This is a genomic window from Methanopyrus sp., assembly GCF_053997775.1.
In genome coordinates this window covers 1-25,801 of sequence record NZ_JBMXXF010000002.1, presented here as the reverse complement: position 1 = coordinate 25,801, position 25,801 = coordinate 1, and the positions used below count along the sequence as shown (strand labels likewise).

The 25,801-nt window shown below is 69.6% G+C and carries 30 protein-coding genes; 13 read left to right on the top strand and 17 right to left on the bottom strand.

What is annotated here, in order from left to right; translation table 11 throughout:
* Position 1: 1 nt before the first annotated feature.
* Genes ndk through ACXJJV_RS00275 form a run of 5 tightly spaced genes read right to left on the bottom strand, consistent with a single transcriptional unit; the run spans position 2 to position 3,774 of the window.
* Complete coding sequence (gene ndk / locus ACXJJV_RS00295; RefSeq protein ID WP_456466239.1) at positions 2-460, bottom strand: nucleoside-diphosphate kinase; 459 nt, start codon at positions 458-460, stop codon at positions 2-4.
* A 42-nt stretch (positions 461-502) separates the two neighbouring features.
* Positions 503-1,666 carry a hypothetical protein gene (locus ACXJJV_RS00290; protein ID WP_456466172.1) on the bottom strand — a complete coding sequence of 388 codons (1,164 nt, stop codon included), beginning with the start codon at positions 1,664-1,666 and terminating at the stop codon, positions 503-505.
* Positions 1,606-2,763, bottom strand: coding sequence for an ATP-grasp domain-containing protein (locus tag ACXJJV_RS00285; RefSeq protein ID WP_456466171.1), 1,158 nt, complete (start codon positions 2,761-2,763; stop codon positions 1,606-1,608). The genes ACXJJV_RS00290 and ACXJJV_RS00285 overlap by 61 nt, the downstream gene beginning before the upstream one ends.
* A complete protein-coding gene (locus ACXJJV_RS00280) occupies positions 2,726-3,271 on the bottom strand; it encodes an autoantigen p27 domain-containing protein (RefSeq protein WP_456466170.1) in 546 nt (181 codons plus the stop codon). Before ACXJJV_RS00280 ends, ACXJJV_RS00285 begins: the two co-directional genes overlap by 38 nt.
* Before the next feature lie 17 nt (positions 3,272-3,288).
* On the bottom strand, positions 3,289-3,774 hold the full coding sequence (locus tag ACXJJV_RS00275) for a helix-turn-helix transcriptional regulator (protein WP_456466169.1): 486 nt from the start codon (positions 3,772-3,774) through the stop codon (positions 3,289-3,291).
* Between the two features lie 83 nt (positions 3,775-3,857).
* On the opposite strand from ACXJJV_RS00275, the gene ACXJJV_RS00270 reads away from it, so the two are divergent.
* The gene (locus ACXJJV_RS00270) at positions 3,858-4,127 is read left to right on the top strand and encodes a stationary phase-response protein (protein WP_456466168.1); all 270 of its coding nucleotides are present in this window, start codon (positions 3,858-3,860) and stop codon (positions 4,125-4,127) included.
* Here the strand turns inward: ACXJJV_RS00270 and ACXJJV_RS00265 are convergent.
* Both ACXJJV_RS00265 and ACXJJV_RS00260 read right to left on the bottom strand, forming a co-directional pair.
* Positions 4,111-4,683 carry a class II aldolase/adducin family protein gene (locus ACXJJV_RS00265; RefSeq protein WP_456466167.1) on the bottom strand — a complete coding sequence of 191 codons (573 nt, stop codon included), beginning with the start codon at positions 4,681-4,683 and terminating at the stop codon, positions 4,111-4,113. The genes ACXJJV_RS00270 and ACXJJV_RS00265 overlap by 17 nt on opposite strands.
* Complete coding sequence (locus ACXJJV_RS00260) at positions 4,680-5,294, bottom strand: hypothetical protein (RefSeq protein ID WP_456466166.1); 615 nt, start codon at positions 5,292-5,294, stop codon at positions 4,680-4,682. Before ACXJJV_RS00260 ends, ACXJJV_RS00265 begins: the two co-directional genes overlap by 4 nt.
* A gap of 28 nt (positions 5,295-5,322) precedes the next feature.
* Here ACXJJV_RS00260 and ACXJJV_RS00255 point away from each other — a divergent pair, with 28 nt between their 5' ends.
* Both ACXJJV_RS00255 and ACXJJV_RS00250 read left to right on the top strand, forming a co-directional pair.
* The gene (locus tag ACXJJV_RS00255; RefSeq protein ID WP_456466165.1) at positions 5,323-6,918 is read left to right on the top strand and encodes a DNA-directed DNA polymerase II small subunit; all 1,596 of its coding nucleotides are present in this window, start codon (positions 5,323-5,325) and stop codon (positions 6,916-6,918) included.
* A 1-nt stretch (position 6,919) separates the two neighbouring features.
* Entirely contained in the window at positions 6,920-7,987 is a 1,068-nt protein-coding gene (locus ACXJJV_RS00250) for a DUF1611 domain-containing protein (RefSeq protein ID WP_456466164.1), read from the top strand.
* Here the strand turns inward: ACXJJV_RS00250 and ACXJJV_RS00245 are convergent.
* Complete coding sequence (locus ACXJJV_RS00245) at positions 7,984-9,078, bottom strand: M20 family metallopeptidase (RefSeq protein WP_456466238.1); 1,095 nt, start codon at positions 9,076-9,078, stop codon at positions 7,984-7,986. The two genes, ACXJJV_RS00250 and ACXJJV_RS00245, sit on opposite strands and share 4 nt — an antisense overlap.
* A gap of 133 nt (positions 9,079-9,211) precedes the next feature.
* Between ACXJJV_RS00245 and ACXJJV_RS00240 the strand changes: the two genes are divergently transcribed.
* The 6 genes from ACXJJV_RS00240 to ACXJJV_RS00215 are packed head-to-tail and all read left to right on the top strand — an operon-like array spanning position 9,212 to position 13,798.
* The gene (locus tag ACXJJV_RS00240) at positions 9,212-9,388 is read left to right on the top strand and encodes a DNA-directed RNA polymerase subunit K (RefSeq protein ID WP_456466163.1); all 177 of its coding nucleotides are present in this window, start codon (positions 9,212-9,214) and stop codon (positions 9,386-9,388) included.
* Positions 9,389-9,400: 12 nt separating this feature from the next.
* Positions 9,401-9,592, top strand: a complete 192-nt coding sequence (locus tag ACXJJV_RS00235; RefSeq protein ID WP_456466161.1) for an ATP-binding protein — start codon at positions 9,401-9,403, stop codon at positions 9,590-9,592.
* 45 nt (positions 9,593-9,637) lie between these two features.
* The gene (gene rpsB / locus ACXJJV_RS00230) at positions 9,638-10,249 is read left to right on the top strand and encodes a 30S ribosomal protein S2 (protein ID WP_456466159.1); all 612 of its coding nucleotides are present in this window, start codon (positions 9,638-9,640) and stop codon (positions 10,247-10,249) included.
* A gap of 21 nt (positions 10,250-10,270) precedes the next feature.
* Positions 10,271-10,867, top strand: a complete 597-nt coding sequence (locus ACXJJV_RS00225; protein ID WP_456466157.1) for an ASCH domain-containing protein — start codon at positions 10,271-10,273, stop codon at positions 10,865-10,867.
* A gap of 59 nt (positions 10,868-10,926) precedes the next feature.
* A complete protein-coding gene (locus ACXJJV_RS00220; protein WP_456466155.1) occupies positions 10,927-12,441 on the top strand; it encodes an APC family permease in 1,515 nt (504 codons plus the stop codon).
* A 46-nt stretch (positions 12,442-12,487) separates the two neighbouring features.
* The gene (locus tag ACXJJV_RS00215; RefSeq protein WP_456466153.1) at positions 12,488-13,798 is read left to right on the top strand and encodes an RsmB/NOP family class I SAM-dependent RNA methyltransferase; all 1,311 of its coding nucleotides are present in this window, start codon (positions 12,488-12,490) and stop codon (positions 13,796-13,798) included.
* 209 nt (positions 13,799-14,007) lie between these two features.
* On the opposite strand, the gene ACXJJV_RS00210 is transcribed toward ACXJJV_RS00215, so the two are convergent.
* Genes ACXJJV_RS00210 through ACXJJV_RS00195 form a run of 4 tightly spaced genes read right to left on the bottom strand, consistent with a single transcriptional unit; the run spans position 14,008 to position 17,913 of the window.
* Positions 14,008-14,643 (bottom strand): MBL fold metallo-hydrolase, encoded by a 636-nt coding sequence (locus tag ACXJJV_RS00210; RefSeq protein ID WP_456466151.1) that lies wholly within the window; start codon positions 14,641-14,643, stop codon positions 14,008-14,010.
* 5 nt (positions 14,644-14,648) lie between these two features.
* The gene (locus ACXJJV_RS00205; RefSeq protein WP_456466149.1) at positions 14,649-16,016 is read right to left on the bottom strand and encodes a cobyrinic acid a,c-diamide synthase CobB; all 1,368 of its coding nucleotides are present in this window, start codon (positions 16,014-16,016) and stop codon (positions 14,649-14,651) included.
* Positions 16,017-16,025: 9 nt separating this feature from the next.
* On the bottom strand, positions 16,026-16,895 hold the full coding sequence (locus ACXJJV_RS00200; RefSeq protein ID WP_456466147.1) for a cation diffusion facilitator family transporter: 870 nt from the start codon (positions 16,893-16,895) through the stop codon (positions 16,026-16,028).
* Positions 16,840-17,913, bottom strand: a complete 1,074-nt coding sequence (locus ACXJJV_RS00195; protein ID WP_456466145.1) for an MFS transporter — start codon at positions 17,911-17,913, stop codon at positions 16,840-16,842. Before ACXJJV_RS00195 ends, ACXJJV_RS00200 begins: the two co-directional genes overlap by 56 nt.
* Before the next feature lie 22 nt (positions 17,914-17,935).
* Between ACXJJV_RS00195 and ACXJJV_RS00190 the strand changes: the two genes are divergently transcribed.
* Complete coding sequence (locus tag ACXJJV_RS00190) at positions 17,936-18,250, top strand: DUF5402 family protein (protein ID WP_456466143.1); 315 nt, start codon at positions 17,936-17,938, stop codon at positions 18,248-18,250.
* Here the strand turns inward: ACXJJV_RS00190 and ACXJJV_RS00185 are convergent.
* The 3 genes from ACXJJV_RS00185 to ACXJJV_RS00175 are packed head-to-tail and all read right to left on the bottom strand — an operon-like array spanning position 18,247 to position 21,491.
* Positions 18,247-18,801: an MBL fold metallo-hydrolase gene (locus ACXJJV_RS00185; protein ID WP_456466141.1), complete on the bottom strand. Its 555-nt coding sequence runs from the start codon at positions 18,799-18,801 to the stop codon at positions 18,247-18,249. The genes ACXJJV_RS00190 and ACXJJV_RS00185 overlap by 4 nt on opposite strands.
* Before the next feature lie 6 nt (positions 18,802-18,807).
* Positions 18,808-19,275, bottom strand: coding sequence for a 2'-deoxycytidine 5'-triphosphate deaminase domain-containing protein (locus ACXJJV_RS00180; RefSeq protein WP_456466139.1), 468 nt, complete (start codon positions 19,273-19,275; stop codon positions 18,808-18,810).
* Positions 19,272-21,491 carry a GTP-binding protein gene (locus ACXJJV_RS00175; RefSeq protein WP_456466137.1) on the bottom strand — a complete coding sequence of 740 codons (2,220 nt, stop codon included), beginning with the start codon at positions 21,489-21,491 and terminating at the stop codon, positions 19,272-19,274. The genes ACXJJV_RS00180 and ACXJJV_RS00175 overlap by 4 nt, the downstream gene beginning before the upstream one ends.
* A gap of 41 nt (positions 21,492-21,532) precedes the next feature.
* Between ACXJJV_RS00175 and ACXJJV_RS00170 the strand changes: the two genes are divergently transcribed.
* A complete protein-coding gene (locus tag ACXJJV_RS00170) occupies positions 21,533-22,624 on the top strand; it encodes a GMC family oxidoreductase (RefSeq protein WP_456466135.1) in 1,092 nt (363 codons plus the stop codon).
* On the opposite strand, the gene ACXJJV_RS00165 is transcribed toward ACXJJV_RS00170, so the two are convergent.
* Together ACXJJV_RS00165 and ACXJJV_RS00160 are read right to left on the bottom strand one after the other, a co-directional pair.
* Positions 22,621-23,139, bottom strand: a complete 519-nt coding sequence (locus ACXJJV_RS00165) for a hypothetical protein (protein WP_456466133.1) — start codon at positions 23,137-23,139, stop codon at positions 22,621-22,623. The genes ACXJJV_RS00170 and ACXJJV_RS00165 overlap by 4 nt on opposite strands.
* Positions 23,136-24,017 carry an AEC family transporter gene (locus ACXJJV_RS00160; protein WP_456466131.1) on the bottom strand — a complete coding sequence of 294 codons (882 nt, stop codon included), beginning with the start codon at positions 24,015-24,017 and terminating at the stop codon, positions 23,136-23,138. The genes ACXJJV_RS00165 and ACXJJV_RS00160 overlap by 4 nt, the downstream gene beginning before the upstream one ends.
* A gap of 59 nt (positions 24,018-24,076) precedes the next feature.
* Here ACXJJV_RS00160 and ACXJJV_RS00155 point away from each other — a divergent pair, with 59 nt between their 5' ends.
* Positions 24,077-24,487: an OsmC family protein gene (locus tag ACXJJV_RS00155; RefSeq protein WP_456466129.1), complete on the top strand. Its 411-nt coding sequence runs from the start codon at positions 24,077-24,079 to the stop codon at positions 24,485-24,487.
* 470 nt (positions 24,488-24,957) lie between these two features.
* Positions 24,958-25,554: a DUF1678 family protein gene (locus ACXJJV_RS00150; protein WP_456466127.1), complete on the top strand. Its 597-nt coding sequence runs from the start codon at positions 24,958-24,960 to the stop codon at positions 25,552-25,554.
* The last annotated feature ends 247 nt before the right edge of the window (positions 25,555-25,801 follow it).

The window sequence follows — 25,801 nt, the reverse complement described above, 5'->3', positions numbered from 1 at the left end:
GCTACCGCTCCTCGTACAGCCAGTCCTCGTCGCACCGCTCGTACTCCACGATCGGGGGCTCCTCCCCGAACACGACCTTGATCTCCCGCTCCGCGGACTCCGGAGAGTCCGCCGCGTGCACCACGTTCCGACCGATGTCCAGCGCGAAGTCCCCCCGGATCGTGCCCGGGTCGGCCTCCACGGGATCGGTGGCCCCGATCAGGTTCCTCACCACCTTCACCGCCTCCCGGCCCTCCACGATCATCGCCACCACGGGACCGGACGTGACGTACTCCACCAGGTCGTCGAAGAACGGCTTGTCCCGGTGCTCCGCGTAGAGCTCCTCCGCCGTCTCCCGATCGAGCCGCATCATCCGCATCGCCACGATCTTCAGACCCTTCCGCTCCAGCCTCCTGATAACCTCACCGACCAGCCCGCGGACTACCCCGTCGGGCTTAATCATCACGAACTCCCGCTGCACGTCCGGCACGCACATCCCCGGCCACGCGCCCGCCCGACCGGCTTAATCACCTTTGCGGACCACCCGCACCACCGGCACCCCCTCCGGCACCTCACCCACCTTAACGCGCAGCCGCTCCCTCACCCGACGACCGAGCTCCCCCACGAACTCCACCCCCACCACCCGACCCGACCGCACCCACCGCTCCAGCACCCGAGCGACCCGACCCGCGTCCACCCCCTCGCAGTACCCGCCCGAATCCCCACCGATCACCACCCCGAACCGATCCCACCGGTCCGAGGCCACCCTCAGCGCGTACTCCACCGTCTCCTCATTCACCGCCGGATGAACGTCCACGAGCCCACCGTCCCGAGGCTCCAATCGACCACGCACGAACCCGCGCCCCCGGGCCGCCGACACGTCCTCCCGATCCGCCAACCCGGAGAGCACGGCGACCACCGCCGCCAGCCCGAAGCAACGGTCGTGAAAGTCGATCCCGAACGGTTCCCACCCCAGGGACAGGTCGGGGGCCCGAGCGCGCCCGGGACCCACCTCCACCCGAATCACCCCGGGCCCGCCCAGGCCGACCCTCACCGCCTCCCGGGACTCAACAACGACCCTGGATCCCACCTCCACCGCCTCTCGGATCGTGCGAACCTTCGCCCGGACGGCCGACCTCCGACCCCCCGCGATCCGGTAGTCGTACGGCGCCCCGGTGAACACCGCCCAGTCCGCCGCCGGGGTGACCCCCAGCGAGACCTCGCAGACGTAGGGCGGGCGGCAGTCCCTCACCACCTCCAGCACCCGGGCGGGCGTGACCGACGGCCGACCCACGGGCGACTCGTCCGTCGTCGACACGGCCGGATCGTGGCCCGCCTCCTCCAGGATCCGGGCCAGGTACGTGGCGGTCGTGGTCTTCCCCCGCACCCCGGTCACCTCGAACAGCGGGCCCTCCTTGAGCCCGCCCGCCAGGGCCCCGGACAGCGCGTGGTGAGTGACCCTCGGGCCGCGCACGGGCCCGTAGTCGACGCCGCAGTGCACGGGCACGGCGACGAGATCGTACGACCCGAAGGCGCGCCGGACCACCGGGTACCCCCGCGGTTCCCGGAGCGTGCCGTACACGTCGACGAGCACGACGTCCAGGCCCAGCTCGTGCAGGAAGTCGCTCAGTACCACCCCTCCGTGGGTGGCGTCGACGACACAGGCTCGAGCCTCCGGAGCACCCACCGCTCCTCCCGCTCGGTCAGCCGCAAGGCGGCGGAGGGCGTCGAGGAGCAGGCGACCACCGTGCAAACGGGCTCACCTCCCGGCACGATCGTGCCCGGTCGGACCCGATCCCGGGCCCGGGAGAGACGGCCCGCGCGGACGGTCCCGGGGGCGTAAACGACCCGCTTGCAGGCCCATCCCCGCACCCGCACCCGCTTCAGGCGCAGCTCGCCCCGGCAGGCGGAGGCGTGGACGGTCATCGGGTTGACGTCGGCGACCCGGGCGAGGCACTCGGTGGCGGCCGTGGGACGGGGGTTCACCTCCACGAGGTAGAACGTGTCGCCCTCCAGGACCCCGTCCACCCCGTTCAGCCCCACCAGGCCCAGCTCCTCGGTGACCACCCGGCAGACCCGCTCGAGCTGCCGGCGCACCCTCGGGACGAGGTGAAACGGGGAGGGCACGAGGTTCCCCCGGTAGGCGTAGCCGTCACCGTCCAGATCCACCAGCTGGTCGTTGACGGAGAGGAGGACCGCGTCGGAGCCGTCGGACAGGAACAGGGCGCTCACGTGACGGCCCTTGAGCAGCCGCTGGAAGATCACCCCGGGCCGGGGCTCGGCCCGCTCCCGCTCCACCCGCCGGACGCCCACACCTCCGGCCCCGCTCACCGGCTTCTCCACGATCACCCGGCCCGGGACCTCGCCCGGGTCGCGGGAGGTCTCGGGCATTGGAACGAGGTCCGAGAGCCGCCGATAGAGCTCCCACTTATCGCCGGCCCGACGCACGACCCCGGGCGGGTTCCCCAGGAACTCGGCCCCCAGCCGCCTGGCCACCCGGTGCGCGGGTTCAACGGCGAACTCGGACGTGGGAACGATCGAGTCCGGCTCCAGCTCCCTCAGCCGCTCCTCCAGCCAGCCCGAGGGGGGCGTCCGGAACGGGGGCAGGACGCGACCGGGGCCCTCCCGAACGTACGGGACCACCCTCCCGGGCTGATCCTCCGGGTCGTAGAACTGCACCGAGCACGCGGGTCCGCCCGGATAAAGCTCGCAGAACTGCCGGTTGACCACCCCTACGAAGGCCACCTTACAGGAGTCGGAGGAGCTTGAGCGCCCGCTCGGCAACCTTCAGGTCCCTCAGGGCCTCCTCCGGATCCTCGGTACTGACGGCCCGATCCAGCCACGTTCGAACCACGGACAGGACGACCTCCCGAAGCTCCTCCTCCGACTCGACCGGTCGCGCCTGGGGCTCACCCTCCTCGACGACGGCCTCCTCCCCTTCCTCCCCCTCGTCCTCGCCTTCCTCCTCGGCCTCCTCATCCTCGTCCTCTTCCGACTCCTCCTCGGTCTCCCCTTCCTCCTCCGACGCCTCCTCGGCCTCCTCCGGCCCGGACCCGGGCTCCGGACCCTCGACCGACCCAGACTCGGCCTCCTCCCGCCGGCCACGCTCGACCATCGTGAGCTTACCCTTAACCACCTCGAACTTGGCCCCGCAGACGGGGCACACGACCCGCTTGGTCTTGGGGTGCTGGAAGAGCGGCGCCTTGCAGTCCGGGCAGTGGATGCCGAGCATCTTGTACCCGGCGAGCAGCTTCTCGGCCATCCGGTTCAGGTCGGTCCGGCGGATGCTCATCCCGGTCCGCTCTCCCCCTACGGGGCGAGCGCGGCGTACGGCGTTCGCATGATGAACATGGGAACCCGGTCTCCCACCTCCTCCTCGATGATCTCTCTAACCTTATCCTCATCCTCCGTGATGATAAATAGGACGGACTGCTCCTCCCCTGTGTACCCACCTCGGCCCGTCATCTCAGTTACTCCTTCCCCTTCCTGAATCAATCGGTTAATCACATCCTCCGACTTATCCACCGGAACTATGGCAATAACCAGCGCCGGACCCAAGCTAACTTCAAGCCTTCCCACGATCCTTGCTATCTCGAAGTCGTTGTCGACCTTCATCTTCATCCTAGCCTGCTCTAAGTGGTTCCTAACCCCGGAAACCGTAATGCCAAGTTCCTCCGCGATCTCCCGGTACGACATCCCCTCGGATCGCATTACGGAAACCGTAGCTTGCCGTTCCGTAAGCCCGTACACGTCCATCAGCACCTCGACGACTTCCCGGTTAATCTTCGATTTCACGCCGGAGGGCCCCCGGGGCCGTAACTTCCAAAAAGTTTTTTCAAGGTTACCTGGGGCGGCGACCCCCGGAGGGGGGTGGCGACTTGTCGGACTACGAGGAGAAGTTCGAGCAGTGCTGCACGCTCCTTGAGGAGCGAATTGTTCAGGATGACCAGGTGCCCAGGAACGTGCGCCGGGCGGCCAAGCAGGCGATCAAGGCGCTGAAGGAGGAGGGGCAGTCGCCCGGGGTGAGGGCCAGCACGGCCATCTCCACGCTGGAGGAGGTGGTCAACGACCAGAACACCCCGGAGTACGTGCGGCCCGTGCTGCTGCAGGTGATCGCCACGCTGGAGCAGGTTAAGGACGAAGTCTGACGGACAGCCGCGCCGCCTCCTCCAACGCCTCGGCGAGGGAGAGCGCCTCCATCGGGTTCTCCCCCACCACCAGGCCCCCGTGCCGCTCCAGCACGGCCGCCATCGGCTTCTTGGCCACCCGTCCCACCGCCCTGGCCAGCTCCTCGCTCCCTGGAGGGTGGTACTCGATCCACTCGACCGACCCCACGCTCCTTCTCAGGTCCTCCGTCACCCTGACCTCCCGGAGCGCGTGGGCCGCCTCCGTGACCCACGGGGAGTGAAAGTGGAGTACCACCCCATCACCCACCTTCTCGTACACGGACAGGTGCATGGGTAGCTCCGATGTGGGCTCGCGCGTCCCCACCAGCCGCTCCCCGGACCCGGCGTCGACCACCGTGACGTGGCGCGGCCTCACGTCCGCCAGCCGGAACCCGGAGGGGGAGACGGCCACCCGGCCCTCCCGGCACGCGCTGACGTTGCCCGAGCCCCCGGCGGTGAGACCCCGTCGGTGCAGCTCGAAGCACAGGCGGGCCACCGTCCTCCTCAGCCCCGCCAGGGACCCCTCGGGCACCCTCATGACTTACGCTCCACCTTCTTGAGCCGTATCGAGTTCGGGTCGACGATCAGGTCGCCGCTCTGGTCGAACACCCCGGAGGCCTCCGCCTCGATGTAGTACGGGGTGGAGTAGATCACGATCGTTTCCCCCCTCGTCTTCACCCGTTCCACGTAACCCACCGCCTTGATCAGCACGTGGGCCCGCCGTCCGGGCTCCGGCCGGGTGTCGGCGTAGGCTCTAAGGCGACCCCCGGCGATCTCATCGACGTGCGTGAGCCGGGTCAGCCGGTCGCACACGTCGCGGGCGTTGGCGATGTTCACCCGGTACCGGAACTCCACCTTCCGCTTCACCCGCTCCTTGAACTGGCTCGCCTTGTACCCGGTGTACTCCAGTAGGGTCTTCACGCCGCTGCTGAAGCTCGTCATGAACTGGACGTAGGCCATCGTGAGGTCGTGGGCCAGCGCGTCGTAGTCGCCCCGGGCCAGGTCGGCGGTCGCGCGGAAGATCAGCCGGACGTCCACCGGCGACTTGCCGGACAGCGATATGGCGAACAGGAACCCGGAGACGGAGGACACCGAGAACACGATCACGGCCGCGAGGATCCTGGCCGCGATCGCGGTCGCTCGGGCCACGGTGCCCGTCCCCCGTGGGGTGAGGACCGTGGAGGAGGAGCGGTTGAGGATCGTGCGTGAGGTGGCGGAGCGGCATCGGGTGCTGCTGGATCCGGAGGCGGTGGAGCGGCTCGTCTCCTCGGAGGAGGAGCCGGAGGCGCTGGAGCGGGCGGATGAAATAGATTTGCCCGTGCTCACCGGCGAGCTCGTCTCCGGGGAGCTGGATCCGGAGTTCCTTGAGGGGATCGACGGGAGCGTCTACGAGGTCCTGGAGCGGGGTGAGGGGGAGGGAGGCGGGGCCGAGGGATCCACCGAGGTCGTGGTGGAGAGCCGCTCGGAGACGCCCCCGGCGGCCGAGGTGGACGCGGAGGTGGAGATTGTTCAGGAGGCGCAGAGGGTGGACGCGGAGGGTAACGTGGAGGGTTTCGTGCAGCACTTTCGGGACCGGTTGGAGAAGCTGAAGCCCAAGGTGCGCCGCCTGTTCGACGGCGAGTGGGTGGACTCGCTGCGGGAGCTGGCGGCGAGGGCGCGGGAGGAGGCGGGCGTGTACTGCTTCGCCGGTCTGGTGACGAACGTGAGGGAGTCGGAGCGGGCCCAGGTGCTGATCCTGGAGGACGGAACGGGTGAGGTGCGCGTCGTGGTCCCCAAATCCAAGGCGCCCCGGGCGTTCGAGAAGGTGAAGCGGGAGGTGGCCCCGGGCGTGGTTCTCGGCGTGAAGGCGTTCGTCAAGGTGCAGCGTGGGACCACGGCGTTCGTGGGGGATCGGTACGGGGAGATCCTACTGCCGGGGGAGGGTGCCAGGAAGACCCGGAAGGCGCGGATCGAGGACGACATCCGGGTGGTGTTCATCGGCGACGTGCACGTGGGCTCGAAGCGGTTTCGGGAGGATCTGTTCAAGAGGTTCATTGAGTGGTTGAACGATCCCAGCGATCCGGTCGCAGGTAAGGTGAAGTACGTGATGATCACGGGCGATATCGTGGACGGTATCGGGATCTACCCGGGGCAGCGCGAGGAGCTGGAGATCCTCGACATTGACCGGCAGTACGAGCGGTTCGCGCGGTACCTGGAGGAGTTCCCCGACTGGGTGGAGGTGGTGATCATCCCGGGCAACCACGACGCGATCCGGCAGGCGTTACCGCAGCCCAGCCTGCGCTCGTCGGACCCGGCGCAACCGCTGACCGAGCTGGACGGGGTGCACCTGCCCTCGAACCCGGCCCTGGTGCGGCTGCACGGGGAGCTGGAGGTCCTGATGTTCCACGGGCAGTCGCTGGACGACATCATCCTGAGCCGACCGGACGCGGAGCACGATCCGAACGGCGTCCGGACGGCGGCGGAGGCCTGCCTGCGGGCGCGGCACCTGGTGCCCATGTACGGGGAGTCCGTGCCCATCGCGCCGCTCCCGGAGGATTACCTGGTCATCAACCGGCTGCCGCACGTGTTCGCCGTGGGGCACACGCACATCAGGGCCCTGCACCACTGGCGGGGCTGCGACGTGATCTCCACGGCCACCTTCCAGGAGCAGACGGACTTCCAGCGGAAGGTGGGAATCGAGCCCACTGTGGGAATGGTTATAGTCTACGACCCCACCCACGGAGGCCGGGACCCCGGTCGAAGGATGACCGTGATCAACCTGAAGGAGGCGTAGCGTGGGGCTGGTCGGGGTGGAGCATCCGAGCGTGGATCGGGCCGTGCTGGTTCCGTTCACCAAGGTGGCGGCGGGGATCCTCCGGTTCTCGGACGTGGACGTCGTCGGAGCGTGCGACTACCGGGACCATCGGGTGGGGAAGAAGACCACCGAGGTCGTCGGGGAGGACGTGGAGGAGCTGGAGATCCGCCCATTCGAGGAGCTGGGAGAGCTGCTGGAGGAGGCCGAGTGGCTGATCTGGACGAAGGAGGTGTTCGACGAGGACGAGCACTACCTGCGGTGGCGGGAGGCCATCGACCTGGCGGTGACGAAGGGCGTCAACGTGTACAACATGGGCCGGCTGCACATGGTCTCCCAGGACCCGAACTGGCGGCTGGAGGCCCACAAGCGCGGGGTGGAGTACTTCGACGCCAGCGATCCCGAGCTGTACCTGGAGTACCTGGAGTACGGGATCCGGGCGCGGGAGGAAGGGATCGACGCGGAGGTGGTCACCGTCGTCGGCACCGGGCGCCGCACGGGCAAGTTCACCACGTTGAACGTGACCCGGAAGGTCCTGGAGGAGGAGGGCGTCGACGTGCGGAGCGTCGGGACCGAGCCGAGCAGCCTGCTCGTCGGGTGCGAGGCGATGGTGATCCCGCAGGTCCTGCCCATGGGGCACGCGGCCGGAACGGTGTACGGGGCGGTGAAGCGGCTGGACGAAGAGTACGAACCGGACGTTATCCTGGTGGGCTCCCAGACTGGCGTCACCGCGGACCCGCTGGAGGTGGGCACCGGGCGCGGCGGGGCGCTCGCGTCGCTCACGATCCTGCTCGGCAGCGATCCGGACAAGATGATCCTCGCCACGCGACCGGAGCTCAAGGACCGGCTCCAGGACGCGGCGGAGGTCGCCACGCTGCTCACCGGGGCCCGGATCCAGTTCGTCAGCGTCAACGGGAAGGACCTGTCCGAGTCCGAGGTGCGCCGCTTCTGCCGCGAGGTGGAGTCCGAGCTCGGCTACCCGGCGGCGGATCCGCTGAAAATGCCCGAGGAGTTCCGGGAGCTGGTGCTCGACCTGATCCCGCCCGGCTAGTTCCGGGCCGCTCGCCTACCCACCCTCAGGTACACCCGGGCGCACCGCCGCACGCTCTCCACGTCCACCCACTCGTCCGGCCCGTGGATGTTTCCACCCTTCGGCCCGAAGATCACGGAGTCCACGCCCGCCTCGTGCACCAGGTACTCGATGTCGCAGTGACCCAGCTTGAACCCGATCCGCCCCTCCATCCCCTCCCTCCGGGCCGCGCGCACCACCCACCTCACGACCCGGGAGTCGGCGTCCACCGCCGTCGCCCGGGAGGCGTGCCTCACCCGGACCTCCACCTCGTAACCGGGGGCGGCCCTGCGGGCGGCCCGCTCCACGCGCCGCCGCACCGAGTCCGGCGTGTCGCCCGGGATGGACCGGTAATCGACCGTGAGGCGGCACTCGTCCGGGATCACGTTGCTGGGACCGTCCGCCTCGATGCGCGTAACGCTTAACGACGACTCAACGCGCCCCACGCCCCGGACCCGGCGCCGGGACGGCTCCAACCGGGAGAGCTCCTCCACCACCCTCGCCGCGGCCTCGATGGGGTTCTTCCCCCTCTCCGGCTGGGAGGCGTGCGCGCTCCTACCCCGGATGACGACCTCCAGCGTGATCCGTCCCCGGTCCCCCACGTGCACCTCACCGTCCGTGGGCTCGCACACGATCCCACCGAGCGCGTCCAGCCCCCGCCGGCACGCGTACAGCGTGCCGTTGTCCTCCTCGCTGGGCGACTCCTCCCCCACGGTGGCCAGCAGGCCGAGCGGCAGCCCCTCGTAGCGCGCCTCCACCACCGCCGACACGGCCGCGGCCAGGCCGCCCTTGCAGTCCGCGGCCCCGCGACCGTACAGCCGCCCGCCCACCGTGCGGGGCTCGTACGGGTCGGTCACCCGCCACCCGTCGCCGGCGGGCACGGTGTCCATGTGCGCGTTGAGCACCACCCCGCTCAGGTCCCCGGCCAGCACGTTGCCCATCCCGTCCACCTCGTACGGGACCCCGTGCTCCTCCAGCACCTCCACGATCAGCCGCCGGACCTCCTCCTCGCGCCCCGTCACGCTGGGCGTGGCCACGAGGTCCCGAAGCAGCCCCTCCGGGTCCACCTCCATCCGGTTCAAGTCGACCTGGGTCCCCTTCGCCGGACCCCCAGGCGGAATCCTTAGTTGACCGTATCGCGTTCCCGGAGGGAGAACGGGTTCACAATCCGTGCACTGAGGTTCACGAGTCGTGGGGGCGGCCCGCGTGCGCGAGGAGCTGACCCGGTTCGAGGTGACCCGGATCCTGGGCGCGAGGGCCCTGCAGATCGCGATGGGTTCCCCGGTGATGGTCGAGGTTCGGGGGGACGAGAGCCCGCTGGAAATTGCTAAAAGGGAGTTCGAGGAGGGGGTCATTCCAGTCGTGGTGATAAGGGAGAGGTAGGGGGAGCCGAGCGTGCCGGAGCCGGTCATCGACTACGACGCGTGCCGAGGCGTGTCCGAGTGCGGCGAGTGCATCGAGGCCTGCCCGATGGACGTGCTGGACGAGGAGGACGACAAGCCGGTGGTCGTGAACGCCGACGACTGCACGGGCTGCGGCGTGTGCGAGCAGGCCTGCCCGGAGGGCGCGATCGAGGTAAGGGATTAACGCACCGCGGAGCGCGACCGAGTCGGGGTCTGGGGGTGAGAACCCTTGGCGGAGGACGACGAGCTCCTCGTGCCGCTGAACGACTACCTCGCGGCCGGCGTGCACATCGGCACGCAGCAGAAGACGAAGGACATGGAACCGTTCATTTACCGGACCAGACCGGACGGGCTGCACGTGATCGACGTGAGGAAGACCGACGAGCGGATCCGGATCGCGGCCAACTTCCTCTCCATGTACAACACGGACGAGATCCTCGTCGTGTCCCGCCGGTACTACGGCCAGCGGCCGATCACCAAGTTCGCAGAGGCGACGGGCGCGATGGCCATCCCCGGCCGATTCGTGCCGGGGACGCTGACGAACCCGGAGTACGACGGGTACGTGGAGCCGGAGATCATCGTGCTCACGGACCCGCGCGCCGACTTCCAGGCGCTGGTGGAGGCGCAGAGCGTGGGCATCCCGATCGTCGCGCTGTGCGACACGGACAACTTCACGGGCAACGTGGACCTCGCGATCCCCACGAACAACAAGGGACGCAAGGCGCTGGCGCTGGTCTACTGGCTGCTGGCGCGCGAGCTGCTGAAGAAGCTGGGCCGGCTGGAGGAGGACGAGGAGTTCGAGTACGACCCGGAGGACTTCGAGGGCCCGCCACCCCGCTGATTCCCCGGGGCCCCACCACACATGACCTACGGGATCTCCAAGCACCTGGAGCTCAGCGGGGAGTACAGGGACAAGCTGCTCCGGGGCGAGAAGCGCGCCACCATCCGCGTGGGCCGGGTGCGGGGCGCGCGCCCGGGCAAGGTCGTGTACCTGCACTGCGGCGGTTACGTGTACGGCAAGGTCCGGATCACGAACGTGCGCACGAAGCGGGTCCGCGAGCTGACCGACCGGGACGCGAGGCTGGACGGGTTCGAGAACCGGGAGGAGCTGATCAAGGCGCTGCGAGAGCACTACCCGAATCTCCGGGACGACGACCTGGTTACGATCATCGAGTTCGAGTGGGTGGAGAAGTTCGACGAGCCGATCCTGTCCGAGCACCTCCCCTACGACGGTCACGACCCGGTCGAGATCGCGAAGCGGGCGCTGGAGGAGGACGTTCCACTCTCCCCGAGGGAGCGGGAGCTGCTGGAGCTGCTGGTGGAGTGCGGCAGCATCCGAAAGGCCGCCAAGGCGCTGGGCGGCCTGGGTCACCGGGACAAGATCCGACGGGCCGTCCGCAAGGCGTACCGGCTGCTGAAGTCCCGGGGCCTGCTTAAGGGTGAGAAAGAGGATCGGTGAACCCCTAAACCGAATTCAATAAAAACCGAGGATTTAAGCCCAGCCCCAGGGCGTTCGGATTGCCGGAGGACGTCGAGCGTGAGCGGGTCGGGCTCCGACGGGAGCTGACGATGCTGGGTTTCGTTTCCACGATCTGCTGTACGGTGATCGGCGGCGGTATCAACGTACTGACGTGCATGATCCAGGCGAAGGCTCCCGGCGTCGGGCCCTACGTGCCGCTGGCGTTCCTGATCGGCGCCGTCCCGAGCCTGGTGGCCGGCATCGTGGCGGGCGCGCTGAGCGCGGCGGTGCCGAGGGCGGGAGGTCACTACACCTACGTGAGCCGGCTGTTCGACCCGTTCCTGGCCTACTTCAGCTCGTGGAGCCGCTTCGTGGGTGAGATCGGCGCGTTCGTGGCGATCGCCATCGGTGACGTGTCCCTGCTCGCGGCCATGTGCAAGTTCTGGGGCGCGCCGGGCGCGGCGGAGTGGCTAAATTCGCACACGCTCTCGGTCGCCACGCTGATCATCATCTTCACGTGGCTCGTGAACGTCCTCGGCGTCCGCATTTACGAGGCCGTGGTCGACACGATGTTCTTCATCCTCTTAACGGGCTTCGCGATCGTCGTCGCCGCCGGGTTCGCGGGTTCCCCGGAGCTCACGCTGAAGGCCATCGGGGGCAGCGCGGCGCTCCAGTCGCTGATCAAGCAGGCGGGCGGGCTGCCGAAGGACGTGGGCTCGCTGAGCGCGATCTTCTCGGCCGCGGCCACGCTGGTGTTCGCCTACGTGGGCTTCGAGACGGGCACGCAGGCGGCTGGTGAGGTCAAGAACCCGGAGAAGACCGTGTTCCGCGGGATGCTGATCGCGCTGGGCGTCATCACGGTGTATTACTTCCTGTACTCGGCCGCCGTGTACCACGCGGTCCCGTGGGAGTACATCTACGCCAAGGCCGTGCTGGCCAAGCAGGCCGGCTCGAACTTCACGGTGCCCGAGGCCATCGCGCCGGTCCTGAAGACGCTGTCCCCCTCCTGGGGCTCGGCGCTCGCCGGCTACGTCGCGTTCGTGGCCGCCATCGCCCTGCTGAGCGACCTCCCACCGATGTTCCTGTCGACGAGCCGAATGACGTTCGCCTGGGCGTACGACGGCATGTTCCCGAAGTTCCTCGCCAAGGTCCACCGGCGCTTCGGCACGCCGCACTGGGCGCTCACGGTGCTGATGATCGCCTCCGTCGTCCTCGTCTGGACGGTCGGGGAGTTCCTGAAGGCGGTCGACATCACCACGGTGGCCCTGCTGTTCACGTACACGTTCATCTGCATGACCGGCGTCGTCTGGAGGTTCGTCCGGCCGGAGATCTACGAGAAGGCGCCGCTCGGGGACAAGACCAAGCGCGCCATCCCCTGGCTGGGAGCCATCGGCACGGTGCTGAGCCTGCTGTTCCTGGGCGAGATCGCGATCAGCGACCCGAAGAGCTTCTACTGGTGGATCGCGCTGATGGTGCCCGGACCGTTCATCTTCTACTACGCGTACAGCCGCACGGTGAAGCGACTCGGGCCCGAGAAGGCCAGGAAGCGACTGATGGAGATCCCACCGGAGTAGGGGGGCCTCCCTCCCCATCCGCTTCGTCATCGAGCGGCTCATCGACGTGCTCCTCGACATGGAACGGCACCGTCACTCCCTGAAGGCCGCCCTCCGCAACGTGCTCCAGGGGATCACGGGGCCCCGGCGTCGGTTCATCCAGGCCCTGGCCCACGACCTCCTCCGCGTGCTGGGCAACGTGGACCTGGTGCTCAACGAGGTGCTCCGAGGCACCACCGTTGAGGAGCTCCACCCCGTCCTCCGCAACGCCCTCCGCGTCGGCACCTGGGAGATCCACTGGCGCGGCGAGCACCCCGGCCCCGTGACCAAGGTCGTGGTCGACATCGTCAAGGACCGGCTCGGCCGCCGCGACGCCGACTTCGCCAACGCCGTCCTCCGCCAGGTCGAGGACGTGGACCCGGACCGGGTGATCCGACGGATCAGCGACCCCATCGCCCGCCTCGCCGCCGAACACAACTTCCCCAAGTGGTACGTCGAGCTCGTCCGACCCGCCTTCCACAACCTGGCCGAGCTGCGCCGCTTCCTCGAGGCCTGCAACGGCACCCCGGAGCGCTACGTCCGCGTGAACACCCTCGTCGCGGACCCGGACGAGGCCATCGAGCGGCTCGAACGGCGCGGGATCGAGGCGGAGCGGGACGAGGACCTCCCCGACGTCCTCCGGATCGTCTCCGCCGACACCCCGATCATTCGGACCCCGGAGTTCGAGCGGGGCGTGGTCTTCCCCCAGACCAAGGCCTCCGCGGCCGTGGCCCACGCGGCCGAACCGGAGCCCGGGATGACCGTGGTCGACCTGTGCGCGGCCCCGGGCGGGAAGACCACGCACCTCGCCCAGCTCATGGAGGGAGAGGGCGAGATCATCGCCATCGACATGCACCCCAAGCGGTTCAGGACGCTGCGGAAGCGCGTCCGGCAGTTCCACGTGGACGACGTCGTGGAGGCCTACCGGATGGACGCCCGGGACGCGCCCGACCAGTTCGGCGAGCACTTCGCGGACCTCGTCCTCGTGGACCCGCCGTGCACGGGCACCGGGTCCGTGTACTCCAAGCCGGAGAAGCGCTGGGACCTCGAGACGACCGGGCAGCCGACCAAGTGGGCCCACCTGCAGTGGGACCTGCTCAAGACCGCGATGCGGCTCGTCAAGCCCGGGGGCCGGATCGTCTACTCCACGTGCTCGATCACCCTGACCGAGAACGAGCGCCTGATCGAGCGGCTCCTGCGCCGATACCAGCACGCGAGGCTGCGTAAACCACCCCTCGACTGGGCCTCCCCCGGCATCCGCATGCCGGAGGCCCGGCGCACCTGGCCCCACCTGCACCGCACGGACGGGTTCTTCATCGCCCGGGTGGAGGTCGAGTAGGGTCACGATGATGAGGCCTGCCGCTCGTGACGGGACTCCCCCGATGATCGGGACAGGCGTACCGCGGCGGCTGATCCCCTCACGCTTACGCCGATGAGGAAACGCCCCCACTGGGGACTCGATGACCGGAACGGCGGTGCCCGAGGCGGGATGACCGGGCGAGGCGGGGACCGACGGGCCGGATGAGGAGGCGCCCCTTGCGGGACCCCCTACAGCTCCACCCTCACCGCCAGGGGCACGTAGCCCGGCTCCCCGCCCACGCGATCCGCCAGGTAGGCCGACTCCCGGATCCCGGTGCAGTGGCAGGCGTACACCCGGCGGACCCCGTGCTCACGCAGCGTCTCTACCACCCGGTCCAGCCGCTCCCGCGGCTGATCCATCAGGTGCAGCCCGCCCAGCACGCGGCGCGGCTCGTACCCCTCCAACAGCTCCACCAGCTCGAAGTGACAGCACCCGACCAGGGCCAGGTCACCCACGACCAGCGACCGCTCCGGCATCACCTCGCCGTCGTACGTGCCCTCGAACGTTTCCGTCGCCACGATGACACCGTCGAGCAGGTCCACCTCGCCCCCGCCCGGCTCGATCATCCGGTCCCCACTCACCGCCTCCAGGCCTCCCGTGTGATCCCAGTGCTCGTGCGAGATCACGATGGCGTCGAACTCGGGGTCCATCCCGGCCACCTCCAGGTTGTGCCTGAGGACGTCCGTCGACGGGCCCGTGTCGAAGAGCACCGCGAAGTCCTCCGAGGGTACCTCCACCACCACCGCCAGGCCGTGCCGGGCCAGGTACGGCTCCCGGACCATGCCCACCCGGTTGTCCACCAGGATGCGCACGATCGCCTCCAAGCCGCTCACCCCGGGTTCCCACCGTCTCGGGAGGAGGCCAACCGGATCAAACCCTCGAGCACGCCCCCGTCCGAGCGCACGTGCAGGTGCGTGTACGAGGCCACGGTGTTCCCCTTCACCAACCCGTCCCGGCCCTCCTCGATCCCGCGACCCCGCTCCAGCCGGTACGCGAACTCGGCGTCCTCCCGGACCTCCACCTCCGAGTAGTGAAACTCGTGTCCCCGAACGACCCGGCCGGGGCGCCCGAACGGGTGATTACCCGTGATCCTACCCTTCACGTACCCCAGCGCGACGAGCCGATCCCGCATCCGAGCGACCGCGTCGAACACGCCCACCATTTCGTACTCCCGGCCGTCCGCATCCACCAGCTCCGAGCACAGGTACATCAGCCCGCCGCACTCACCCAGGATCGGCCCACCCTCCTCGTGGAATCCTCGCAGGTCCTCCATCAGCCGCCGGTCGAGCCGCTCCGCGTACACCTCCGGGTACCCACCCGGCACGTAGACCGCGTCCACGTCCGGCAGCCGGTCCCCCTCCGGATCCACGTGCACCACCTCACCCGCCCGATCCAGGTACCTCAGGTTCTCCCGGTAATAAAAGGTGAAGACCCTGCCGGACACGACGGCCACCCGCACCCCTTCCCGGGGAGGGCTCGGGGGCGGGACCGGCTCGGCGTCGGGCTCCCCCGCCTCCAGCCCGGCGATCGCGTCCAGGTCGAGGTACTCGGACGCGACCTCGCCCCAGTACTCCGCCACCCGCTCGGCGAACTCGCGCCGCTCGTCCGCGGGGATCAGCCCCAGGTGCCGGTCCGGGATCACGGCGTCCCGCAGCCGGGGCACCACCCCGAGGACCCGCACCCCGGGACAGTATCGCTCCAGGGCGCGGCGCAGCAGCCGCTCGTGACGCTCACTCCCCACCCGGTTGAGGATCACCCCGGCGAGCTCCACCCCCACCTCCCGGGCCAGGTCCAGGAACCCGCGCACCTCGGCCGCCACGGTGGTGGCGTAGCTGCGACAGTCCACCACGAGCACGACCGGGGCGCCGATCAGCCGGGCCACGTGCGCCGTGCTCCCCTCCACCGTTCCCTCACCGTGCCCGTCGAACATCCCCATGACCCCCTCAACCACCGCCCCCGTGAACCCCCGGGTGGCGCGCCGGAAGGTGTCCACCACGCCCCCCTCGCCCATCATCCACACGTCCAGGTTGTAGCTCTCCGCCCCGGCGGCCACCTCCAGGTAGGTGGGGTCGATGTAGTCCGGCCCCACCTTGAAGGGCCGGACCCGGTACCCCTCCTCCCGCAGCGCCCGGAGCAGCCCGATGGTGAGCGAGGTCTTCCCGCACCCGCTCCGGACGCCCGCGATCACCACGCCCATCACGGGGCCCTACCCCCGCGGGTGGAACTCGACGGTCACGAGGACGGCGGAGGGGAGCTCGGAGCGCACGCACCGGATCACCCGCTCCCTCAGCCTCCACAGCTCTCGGAGCCTCAGGTCCGGGTCCGCGGCGACGACCACGTCGATCTGGTAGACGGGGCCCATCTTCCGCCCGCGGACGATGACGGGCTCGGCCTCGCGCTCGGGTAGCTCCCGCTCCAGCGCCCGGTGGATCCGGTGGAGCAGCTCGGGCGGCGGGGCGACGTCCATGAGCTCGTGCACGCACTCCCAGCCGACCTCCACTCCCATCTTCACGATCAGCCCGGCGACGAGGAGCGCGGCGACCGGGTCGGCCCACGGGTACCCCGCCAGGGCCCCGAGGATCCCGGCGGCCGCGGCGAGCGAGGAGAGCGCGTCGCTGCGGTGATGGTGTGCGTCCGCCCGCAGCGAGGAGCTCTGCGCGCGCTCGGCCAGGCGGATCGTGTACCGGTACATCGCCTCCTTGACCGCGGCGGAGGCGAGCGCGACGAGCAGGGGCAGCGTCGAGACCACCGGGGTCGGGTGCCGAAGCCGCTCGACGGACTCCCACCCGATGGACGCGCCGGTGCACGCCACGAGGACGGAGACGACGAGCCCCGCGAGCACCTCCGCCTTGTAGTGACCGTACATGTGCCGCTCGTCGGGCGGCCTTCGCGCGATCCGGGCCCCCAGGTAGACCAGCGCGGAGGCGACGACGTCGCTGGCCGAGTGCATCCCGTCCGCCACGAGCGCCCAGCTGTTCGACAGGACGCCGATCGCCACCTTGGCGGCCGCCAGACCGACGTTACCCACCACGCCCACGATCGCGCCCGTTTCGATGCGATCGAACCGCTCCTCCAACCCCGAACGTCCCCACCAGCGCGGCCAGGCTCAGGGCGCCGGAGACCGCGGACGAGAGCGACCATCCGTCCCAGCCGCCGGCCGTGATCGCGCCGATGAGGGGCTGGTTAACCGCGTACCCGACGCCGATGGCCAGCGAGATCGCCCGCACCCCCCGGCCGCCTCCGCTGTATATGTTGGCCGCGTAGTACATCAGCCCGCAGGCCATCCCCGCCAGCAGCACGCTCGCGAGCGAGTAGCCCAGCAGCCCCGCGACCCCCGCCAGCAGCCCCGCCAGCGCCGCCGACAGGTCCTCCCCGAGCGAGGGCCCCAGCAGCTGCGCCAGCCCGCTGGCGGCCGTCATCGCGGCGATCACGGGCCCGTAATGGGGCTCCACCCGGGGAGCGATCAGGGTGACGGCGGAGTTGGGCAGCGTGGAGGCGAAGGTCAGGAGCAGCGCGGCGGGGAAGGAGCTCCGGTACCCGTGCTCCCGCGTGACCTCCTCCTGGGGTCGAAGCCGCACGGACAGCAGCGGCAGGCCGAACACCGCGGAGCACGCGCTCAGGACCAGGCACCACCGGAACGGGTGACTCAGGGAGGAGGAGACCGCGTACCCGACGATGAACCCCAGGTTCGAGGCGAGGTTGTTGATCGACACCACCCGACGCCCCATCTGCACGGCGGCCGCCACGCTCGACGTGAAGGAGAACGCCGAGCACGCGCCCTGAAGGGCGCGCGCGATCCCCAGGGTGTCGATCGAGGGGGCGAGCAGGAACGGGGCCAACGACGCCCCGTACCCCAGGCACCCCAGCGCGATGGGGATCCCGGCCGGAGTGCCCTCCAACCTCCGAGAGACCGGAACGGAGACCGCCGCCATGGTCACCGAGAACAATGAGAGCACGAGCCCGGCGACGAGCTCGCTGCCGCCCACCCGGTACACGTAGGCGGGGACGTTCGGGAGCACCAGGGCCGACGCCACCGAGATCACGAAGGAGTTCACGTACAGGCTCACTCGGGTGACGGTCGCCCGCGAGTCCAACGCCCCCCGGGGGAGGTGCCCGTTGGACGACCTCGAGCGGCTCGCTCGACGGTTGGAGGGGGACCTGTCCCGACTGCTCGGCAGGAGGATCGTGATCCCGGTGGCGGAGGCCTACGCCCGGAGGTGCGGGTGCCGGGGGCACGCGCTGTACGTCCGGGGTCTGACCCGCGAGGACGTCGAGGTCCTGGCCGACGTGCTCGCGGAGGAGCTCAAGGGGCTGGGAGAGGGAGAGCCCGCCGCGGAGCTCGATCGCGACATGGTTCGGGCCCTACGGGTCGGGCGATGGTGCGAGCGGCACCGGCCCGGCCGGCACCCGGCGCTGATGCCGCTCCGCTAGCGGCGCACGTGGACCCCGTGCCCGGGGATCACCGTCGGGTAGGAGAGCACCCGCTCCAGCGACTCCCTCGCCCGCTCCCGGTCCCACGCGACGGCGGGCGGCACCCGCTCCACCGCGTTGTCGGGCGTCGGGCACGCGTCCCCGGCCACGATCAGGTGATCCTCCACCGCCACCGACACGTGACCCGGCGTGTGGCCCGGGGTCTCCACGATCTCGACGCCCTCGGGCGGGTCGAGCCGGTCGACGTCGTCCACCTCCACCGGGATCGACTCGGCCTCCTTCGGGTGGGCGTAGAAGTCCGGCTCGAAGGCCCTCCGGACCTCCTCGGCGTTGCCCACGTGATCGTGGTGACCGTGGGTGAACACCACCGCGTCGACCCCGTACGGCTTCAGTCGCCGGATCAGCCGCCCCGGCCGCTCGCACCCCACGTCCACGAGCAGGTTCACCTCGTCCGTAATCAGGAGGACCGAGGCCGAGTCGGCCCGGAGCACGCTCCCGTCCGCGCCCCGCTCCAGGTATCCCGGGCGGACGACGACCACCCCGACGGGCACCCTCCCTCACCCCTCGCCGTAGTCCCCGGAGTAGGTGCCGGCCCCCTCGGCCCGGATGAAGACGGCCTGAACCACCCGCTCGCCCCGGGTCAGTCGGTACGGCTCCCGGTGATGGTTCACCGCGAGCACGCGGATCCGCCCGCGGAACCCCGGGTCCCCCACCGCGGTGTGCACGGCGACGCCGGACCGGATGAGGGTGGAGCGCGGAAAGAACAGGGCCACGGTGTCCTCCGGGATCTCGAGCCTCGGGGACAGCTCGAGCACGTAGGGCTCGCCCGGCTCCAGCCGGTACACCTCGTCCTCCGGCTCCACCTCCCGGTACCCCGGCAGCCGTTTCTCGTCCCCGCGGAACAGACCCGCCTCGCCACGCAGCCGGTACGCGCGCCGCAGCCGCAGGTCGATCCCCGCGGGCTGGTACTGTTCCTCATCGAGCCCGGGGAACAGCCGCCGGAGCAGCCTCTCACCCAGGATCATCCGGATCCGTCCCTGGGCTTGACCGGTCGGAACACCTCGAAGAACCTCTTGGGATTCCTCAGCGACTTCCCGTCCTTGGGCTTGATGATCACCCGGTTCCCCGTCAGCGTGGACGCGATCATCCCCCCGTCCTCCCGCCAGCCCTGGAAGATGACCACGTCACCCCTGGAGAGGCCCGTGCTGATCCGGCTCGGGTCCTTGATCTGCAGCATCGTGCCCTCCTTGAGCTCCTCCGGGTCGCTGATCGGCAGCCGCGAGTAGTCCCCGAACCGGCTGGAACCGCCGCCGAACGCCGTGGTGACGCGGCGTCGGATCCGATCGCGGTCCACGCGCTTCCGGACCCGGCGACCCAGCTGCCCGCGCCGGGCGATCGCGAGCGCGGCCACGCCGTGATCCCGGAGGTCCCGGGACTCCACGTTCTCCAGCTTGCCCGAGGAGAGCCGGTAGAGCGCCTCCTTCGTCGTCTCTCGCTCGTCCACGAGGATCACCTCGGCGTCCTCCAGCACCCCGCGCACGGCCCTGACCGCGACCTCGTGGCCCGGCCCGTTGCCCACGTACACCAGCGAGGGCTCCTCCCGCCCCGCCAGGAACATCTCCAGCGTCTTCCGCAGCTCCCGGACCTTGTCCTCCTCCGACGGGCCCATCAGCTTGACCGAGGTCACGTCGCACGGGCCGCGCCGCGGGATGTACGCGAGCCCGAAGTTCACCTCCCCGGGATCGATCGACAGGATCGGCCCCTCCACGCCCGAGGACGAGAGCAGCCGGACCCGGGCCCGACCCGACGTCTCCCGCATGAGCTCGTCCACCAGGTCGTTGAGCCGCGGGGCCGGCACCACCGCCTTCAGGCTCCGCTCGTCCGACTCGATCACGTGACCCTCGTGCTTGTAGACCAGCGAGGCGGCCTTGCCCACGTTCCCCACCTCGATCAGCACGTTCTCCAGCGGGTACAGCTCGAAGATCCCCGCCTCCTCCACCGCCGCCGCCAGCGCCTCCGCCAACGCCTCCGGCTCCGCCTCGCCCTCGCTGAGGATGTTCACCACCAGCCCGTCGAGCCCCAGCTCGTCCGCCACCAGGTGCGCCGTCGTGATCTCGTCCGTCGTCGCCCGATCCTTCCCCCGCCGAAACACCCGCACCCCCTCCGTCGCCCGCGGCAGGACCTCCACCTCCACCGGACCGTACCGACCCCGCGCCCGCCGGCCCACCGTCTTCACGCCCTCAAACTCCCGCGACCGCACCTCCACCCGCACGCCCGCCTCCTCCAGCTCCGACCGCACCCGATCGAAGTGCACGTCCCCCAGGCACGACACGACCAGCGTCCCGTCGTCCCGCACCTCGTACTCCAACCCCATGTTCCGGCGGGAGAGGTCCCGCAGCACCTCCACCGCCCGCTGGGTGTCGTCCACGTCCACCACGAAGCGGACGCACGGCCGCACGTCCTCCGGGTTATCCACCCGGTAACCGCCGCTCTCCGTCAACAGGTAGCCCGTCTCCGGCGCCCGATCCAGGGCCGCCAGCACGATGTCCCCCGGCCCCGCCGACTCGACCCGCTCCCGCTCGGGCGAGAACACCGCCTTCACCCGGAACTCCTCGTCCCGCACCCTCAGCGTCGTGCCCGGCTCCAGCGTGCCCGCCCGCACCACGCCCAGCGCGGCCGCCCCCACGCCCTTCATCCGCCGCACGTCCACCACCAGGAACTCCGTCTCGTCGTCCGGATCCCCGTACCCGCACGGCTCGATGTGCTCGACGATCGCGTCCAGCAGCTCCTCGATCCCCTCCCCCGTCTTCGCCGACGTGGGCACCGCCGCCTCCGGCTCGAGCCCCCGCTCCCTGACCTCCCGCACCACCCGCTCGAAGTCCGCCCCCTCCTTATCCATCTTGTTAACGGCCAGGACGACCGGCAACCCCAGCTCCTTCGCCTCCTCGATGATCACCTCCGTCCGCGCCTGCACCCCCTCGTCCGCCGCCACGACCAGGACCAGCCCGTCCGCCAGCAGCAGCGCCTTCCCCACCTCCTCCCGAAAGTCCGAGTGACCCGGCGTGTCGATGAACCGGATCTCCACGCCCCTCCACTCCGCCGGGATCACCTTCATCACGGCCGTGATCCCGCGATCCAGCTCGAACCCCTCCGAGTCCGGGAACTCCCCGGTGATGCACTTCAACAGGGACGACTTACCGTGATCCACGTGACCCGCGATCGCCACGTTGACCTTCCTCACCCACCGCGCCCCCAACGACCGTTAACCAGGGTGACTACTACTTGACCCGAGTTTACATCGTCGGGGCCGGGCCCGCGGGCTGCTGGATCGCGAGACGACTCACCGAATCGGGCCACCGCGTCACCCTCATCACCGGACGCGGACCCAGGCTCGTCCGCGAACGCTTCGACGAGTGCCTCGTATATTACGGGCTGGGGCCCGGCGGATCCGCCCGCTACTCCATGGGCAACCTCGGCTTCTGGGGCCCCAAACGCCTGGAACGCCGCTTCCAGCGCGCGATCACCGACCTATCGACGCCCATCGAACGCCCCCCGGACGACGTCCTCACCGACCACGACCTCAGGCTCGAGCGCGCGGCGAGGGACCTCGGCCTCAAGGCCGAACGCGCGCCCAAAGCCATCGACTTCAACCGCTGCACCGGCTGCGGCCGCTGCCTGGAGTGCCCCCACCGCGCCAAGTGGGACCCGACGCGCGAGCTCCCCGACGACGTCGAGGTGATCGAGGACCACTGCCTCGAACTCCGCACCGCCTCCGGCCGCGTAACCGAGCTCATCCTCGAGCGACGACGACTCCGACTGGACGAGGACGACGCGGTCGTGCTCAGCGCCGGGTGCCCCGGAACCCCGGACCTCCTCCGGCGCAGCGGCATCGAGACCGACGCACCCCTGTTCGCCGACCTCTACGTCCACGTCGTCTCCAACCTGAGGACCCCACCCGGGCTCCAGATGCCCGTGATCGTCCACGAGGACGAGTACATGCTCTCCCCACACCGCACCTCGCGGCACCCCGACCGGTACGCCCTCATGGTCAAGATCCGCGACGAGCTCACGGGCAGCGTCGCCGAGCGACGGAAACCGGTGACCGCGACGGACGCCACCCGCCTCGCCGAAGGGTGCGCCCTGGCCGGCGAGCTCCTCCGCGAGCTGGGCGCCCACGTCGAGACCGTCACCCGACCCGCCGGCGCCCACCCCGGCGGCGCGCTCGCCGAGCGCCTGGACCGCGAGTACGGGCTGGAAGGGTTCGAGAACCTGCACGTCGTGGACGTCAACGCCCTGAACGAGGCCCTCGGCCGCCCCACCATCGGCGCGATCCTCGCCCTCGCCGAGGACTTCACCGACCGCTGGCCCGGCTAGTCCTCCTCGATCAGCTGCCACTCCGCGTACCCCGGCACGTCGAACCGCCTCCGCCTCAACCGCACGCACCGCACGTCCGGCCGCGTCTTCACCGTCACGAACGCCCGCAGGACGTTCGAGACCGTCGCCTCCTGAAAGACCAGCCGCCGCCCGTCCCGCATCACCAGCTCCGTCCTCACGTGCCGATGACCCTCCGGCACCCCCACCCGCGCCCGCTCCACGTCGTAGTTGCTGAACACCTGCTCGTACAACGGACGCAGCAGCCCGCTCACGTCCTCACCACCCACCCGCACCTCCCCCAACGGCAACCTCCGCTCGTACGCCCGCAGGAGCACGTCGAACGCCGTCAGCACGTGCCGCCACGACCGCGCGCACTCCCCCAGCTCGAACTCCAACCGCGACGGCCGCTCCTCGCTCAACCGACGCATCACGTCCGCCAGGTACTCCTCGTACGAGCCCCACCGACTCACCGCGCACCCCTCCACCCGACCGTAGCACACCGTCGGCACCCTCAACGCGAACCCCCCAACCACCACACCACCACCGGCACCGTCACCAACGCGACCACCGTCGTCGTAAACACCAGCGTCGCCACCACGTGCGGCCGCAGCCCCAACAGCTCCGCCAACACCAGGTTCATCAACGCCGGCGGCATCGCCGCCTCGAGCACGACCACCCGACCCTCCCACCCCGACGGCCCGACCAACCACCCCAACACCGGCGACAGCCCCAACTTCACCCCCCACACCACCGGCAGCGCCCGACCCACCGCCACCTCCCACCGCAACGACGCCCCCAACGACACCATGATCACCGGCACCGCCGACGCCCCCAGCGTCTCCAACGCGTGCAGCGCGACCCCCGGCAACGGCAACCGCAGCAACGCCCACACGATCCCGGCCAACGCCGCGAACGCCGGCGGAAACCGCAGGCTCATCCTCAACGGACACCCACCCCGCGCCAGGAGCAGGTACGCCCCGATCACCGACAGGGTCGTCCCAAAGTCGTAGAACACCGCCGCCTCCAACCCACCCCGCCCCAGCACGGACAGGCAGACCGGATACCCCAGGAACCCCGTGTTCCCCAACCCCGACGCCAACCCCACCGCCACCGCGTCCCGACGACCCAACCCCACCCACCGACCCACCCCGTACCCCACCAGGCAGCAGACCGACGCCACACCCACCGACACCAGGACCAGCAGCGCGTAGCGCACCACCTTCCCCGGCGGCAGCCGCGCGACCGTCGCGAACACCAACGCCGGCATCGCCAGGTACACCACGTACGCGTTCAGGTGCGACGGCGCCTCCTCCCCCAACGCCCCCACCCGACGCGCCACGCACCCCAACCCGACCAACGCCAACAGCTCCAGGAACGCCCGCAGCCCCTCCATCCCGCTCCCCCTCGAAACAAATTTGAACGTTTCAAATCTCACTGAAGAGGGCCGAGCCCATGACCGAAGAACCCAAGGTCACCGCCGAGGTCCTGGACAAGGGCCACTGCGAGGTCGAGTTCGCGGGCGAGCGGAAGAGGCTCACCAGCAGCAAGATCGCGAAGGGAGACGAGGTCACCCCGGTCCACATGTTCCTCTCGGGCCTCCTCGCCTGCGTCCTGATGAACGCCGACGCCGCCCTCCGAGAGGAGAACATCGACGCCGAGGTGACGGGCGAGGCCATCGGAGAGCGCGACTTCGACCGCGGCGCCATCACCGACATCCGCATCAAAATCCGCGTGAAGCTGCGCGACGACACCGACCCCGAGGAGGCCAAGAAGATCGCCGAGCGCGGCGCCGACCGGTGCATCATCAGCCGCACCCTCGGACACGCCATCGTCCACAAGGAGGTCATCGTGGAACCCGGGTAGAACCGCACGGCCAAAAACCCACCCACCGCACCGCCGCGCGGCCAGCCGTCCGAACGCTGCCCCCTCCTTTCAACGCACCCAGAACGGCCTTCAGGGTCGGAAAACCACGGCCCCTCTCCCCCCTACTTCACTCCAGGATCACCGCCCGGCTCCGAGCGTGGATAGCCTCCTCTCATTGTAATCGCGGGAGATCGAGGACTGCAGGACCGAGACCCAGGGTGACCGAGTGGGTGAACTCGCCCCCGTCCTCCGGCCCCTACTCCTACTGATTACAATGGGAGAAGGCCAGGATGATCGTGACCGTGCAGGCGGAGTACCGGTACGGTACCAGGAGTCCCAGGACCACGTAGCCGGGAGGCTCGAGGCTCGATTCCCCCAACCTCCCTGCCGCCGAGCCCGCCGAGTCAGAACGTTTTTAAGCTCCTGGGTGATTACAATGGTGTGGGCGGGCCCGTAAGGGGGCCGGGGCCGTGACCTGGGAGAACGTGCCCGTCCCTCAGGATCCCGTGGAACGCATCCGCGTCCTACGCGTGCTCCGGGAGGTTTACCGCCGCGAGGTCAAGCCCGAGCTGAAGGAAACGTACCGTAGGATTGGTGGAAGGACGTACGGGCCGTATTACGTGGCCTACCTGAAGCGGGTGCGGAGTAAGGGGTTCGACCTACCCCGAGTCTTCTACTTGGGCAAGGAAAATGAGAGCGTGGGCTTCGTCCGCTGGCTCGAGGAGCAGTCTGAGGGGTTCGTGCTGCGGCTGGCCCGACTCGCGGTTCGGCACCTTCGAGCCGCCCTGGAGCGGCTGGTCGAGGAAGCGTCGGGCGGTGAGGTGAGTCACAAGCGGGTGGCTCGGGTGCTTTCCCTAGCGTTCGAGCTGCGGCCCTCGGGCTCGACCAGGCTCAAGAGGTTGTTGGAGAAGGCGCCGGGGTTCACCCGGTCCGTGCTCGGACCCTGGCCGGCCTGGTTCGCGGATCGGGTGCTCCGGAAGCTCCTCCTGCATCGTACCCGGGACGGTGAATGGGTGCGGGACGTGCTCTGGGAGCTCGAACGGTGGAAACTTCGGCGCGGTGGGTAGGGTTGGTGGGTGTCTGGTTACAATGGTGGTTGGGTGGGATCGTAACGCAAATAAGTAGGGTGGGGTGGGTGGTGGTCGGAGTGAGCGTGTAAGCCCCGGGACCCGGTCTCGGTCCGGCCGTGGTAGGGAGGAGGCCGTGCGGGGGTCGCGGCCGTGGTCGGGGATAGTGGGGAGTCTCTTAAAGGTTTCGATGTGGAGTTACCGGAGGAGGTGACTAAGCGGGCGCGGGAGTTGGAGTTCGGGGAGG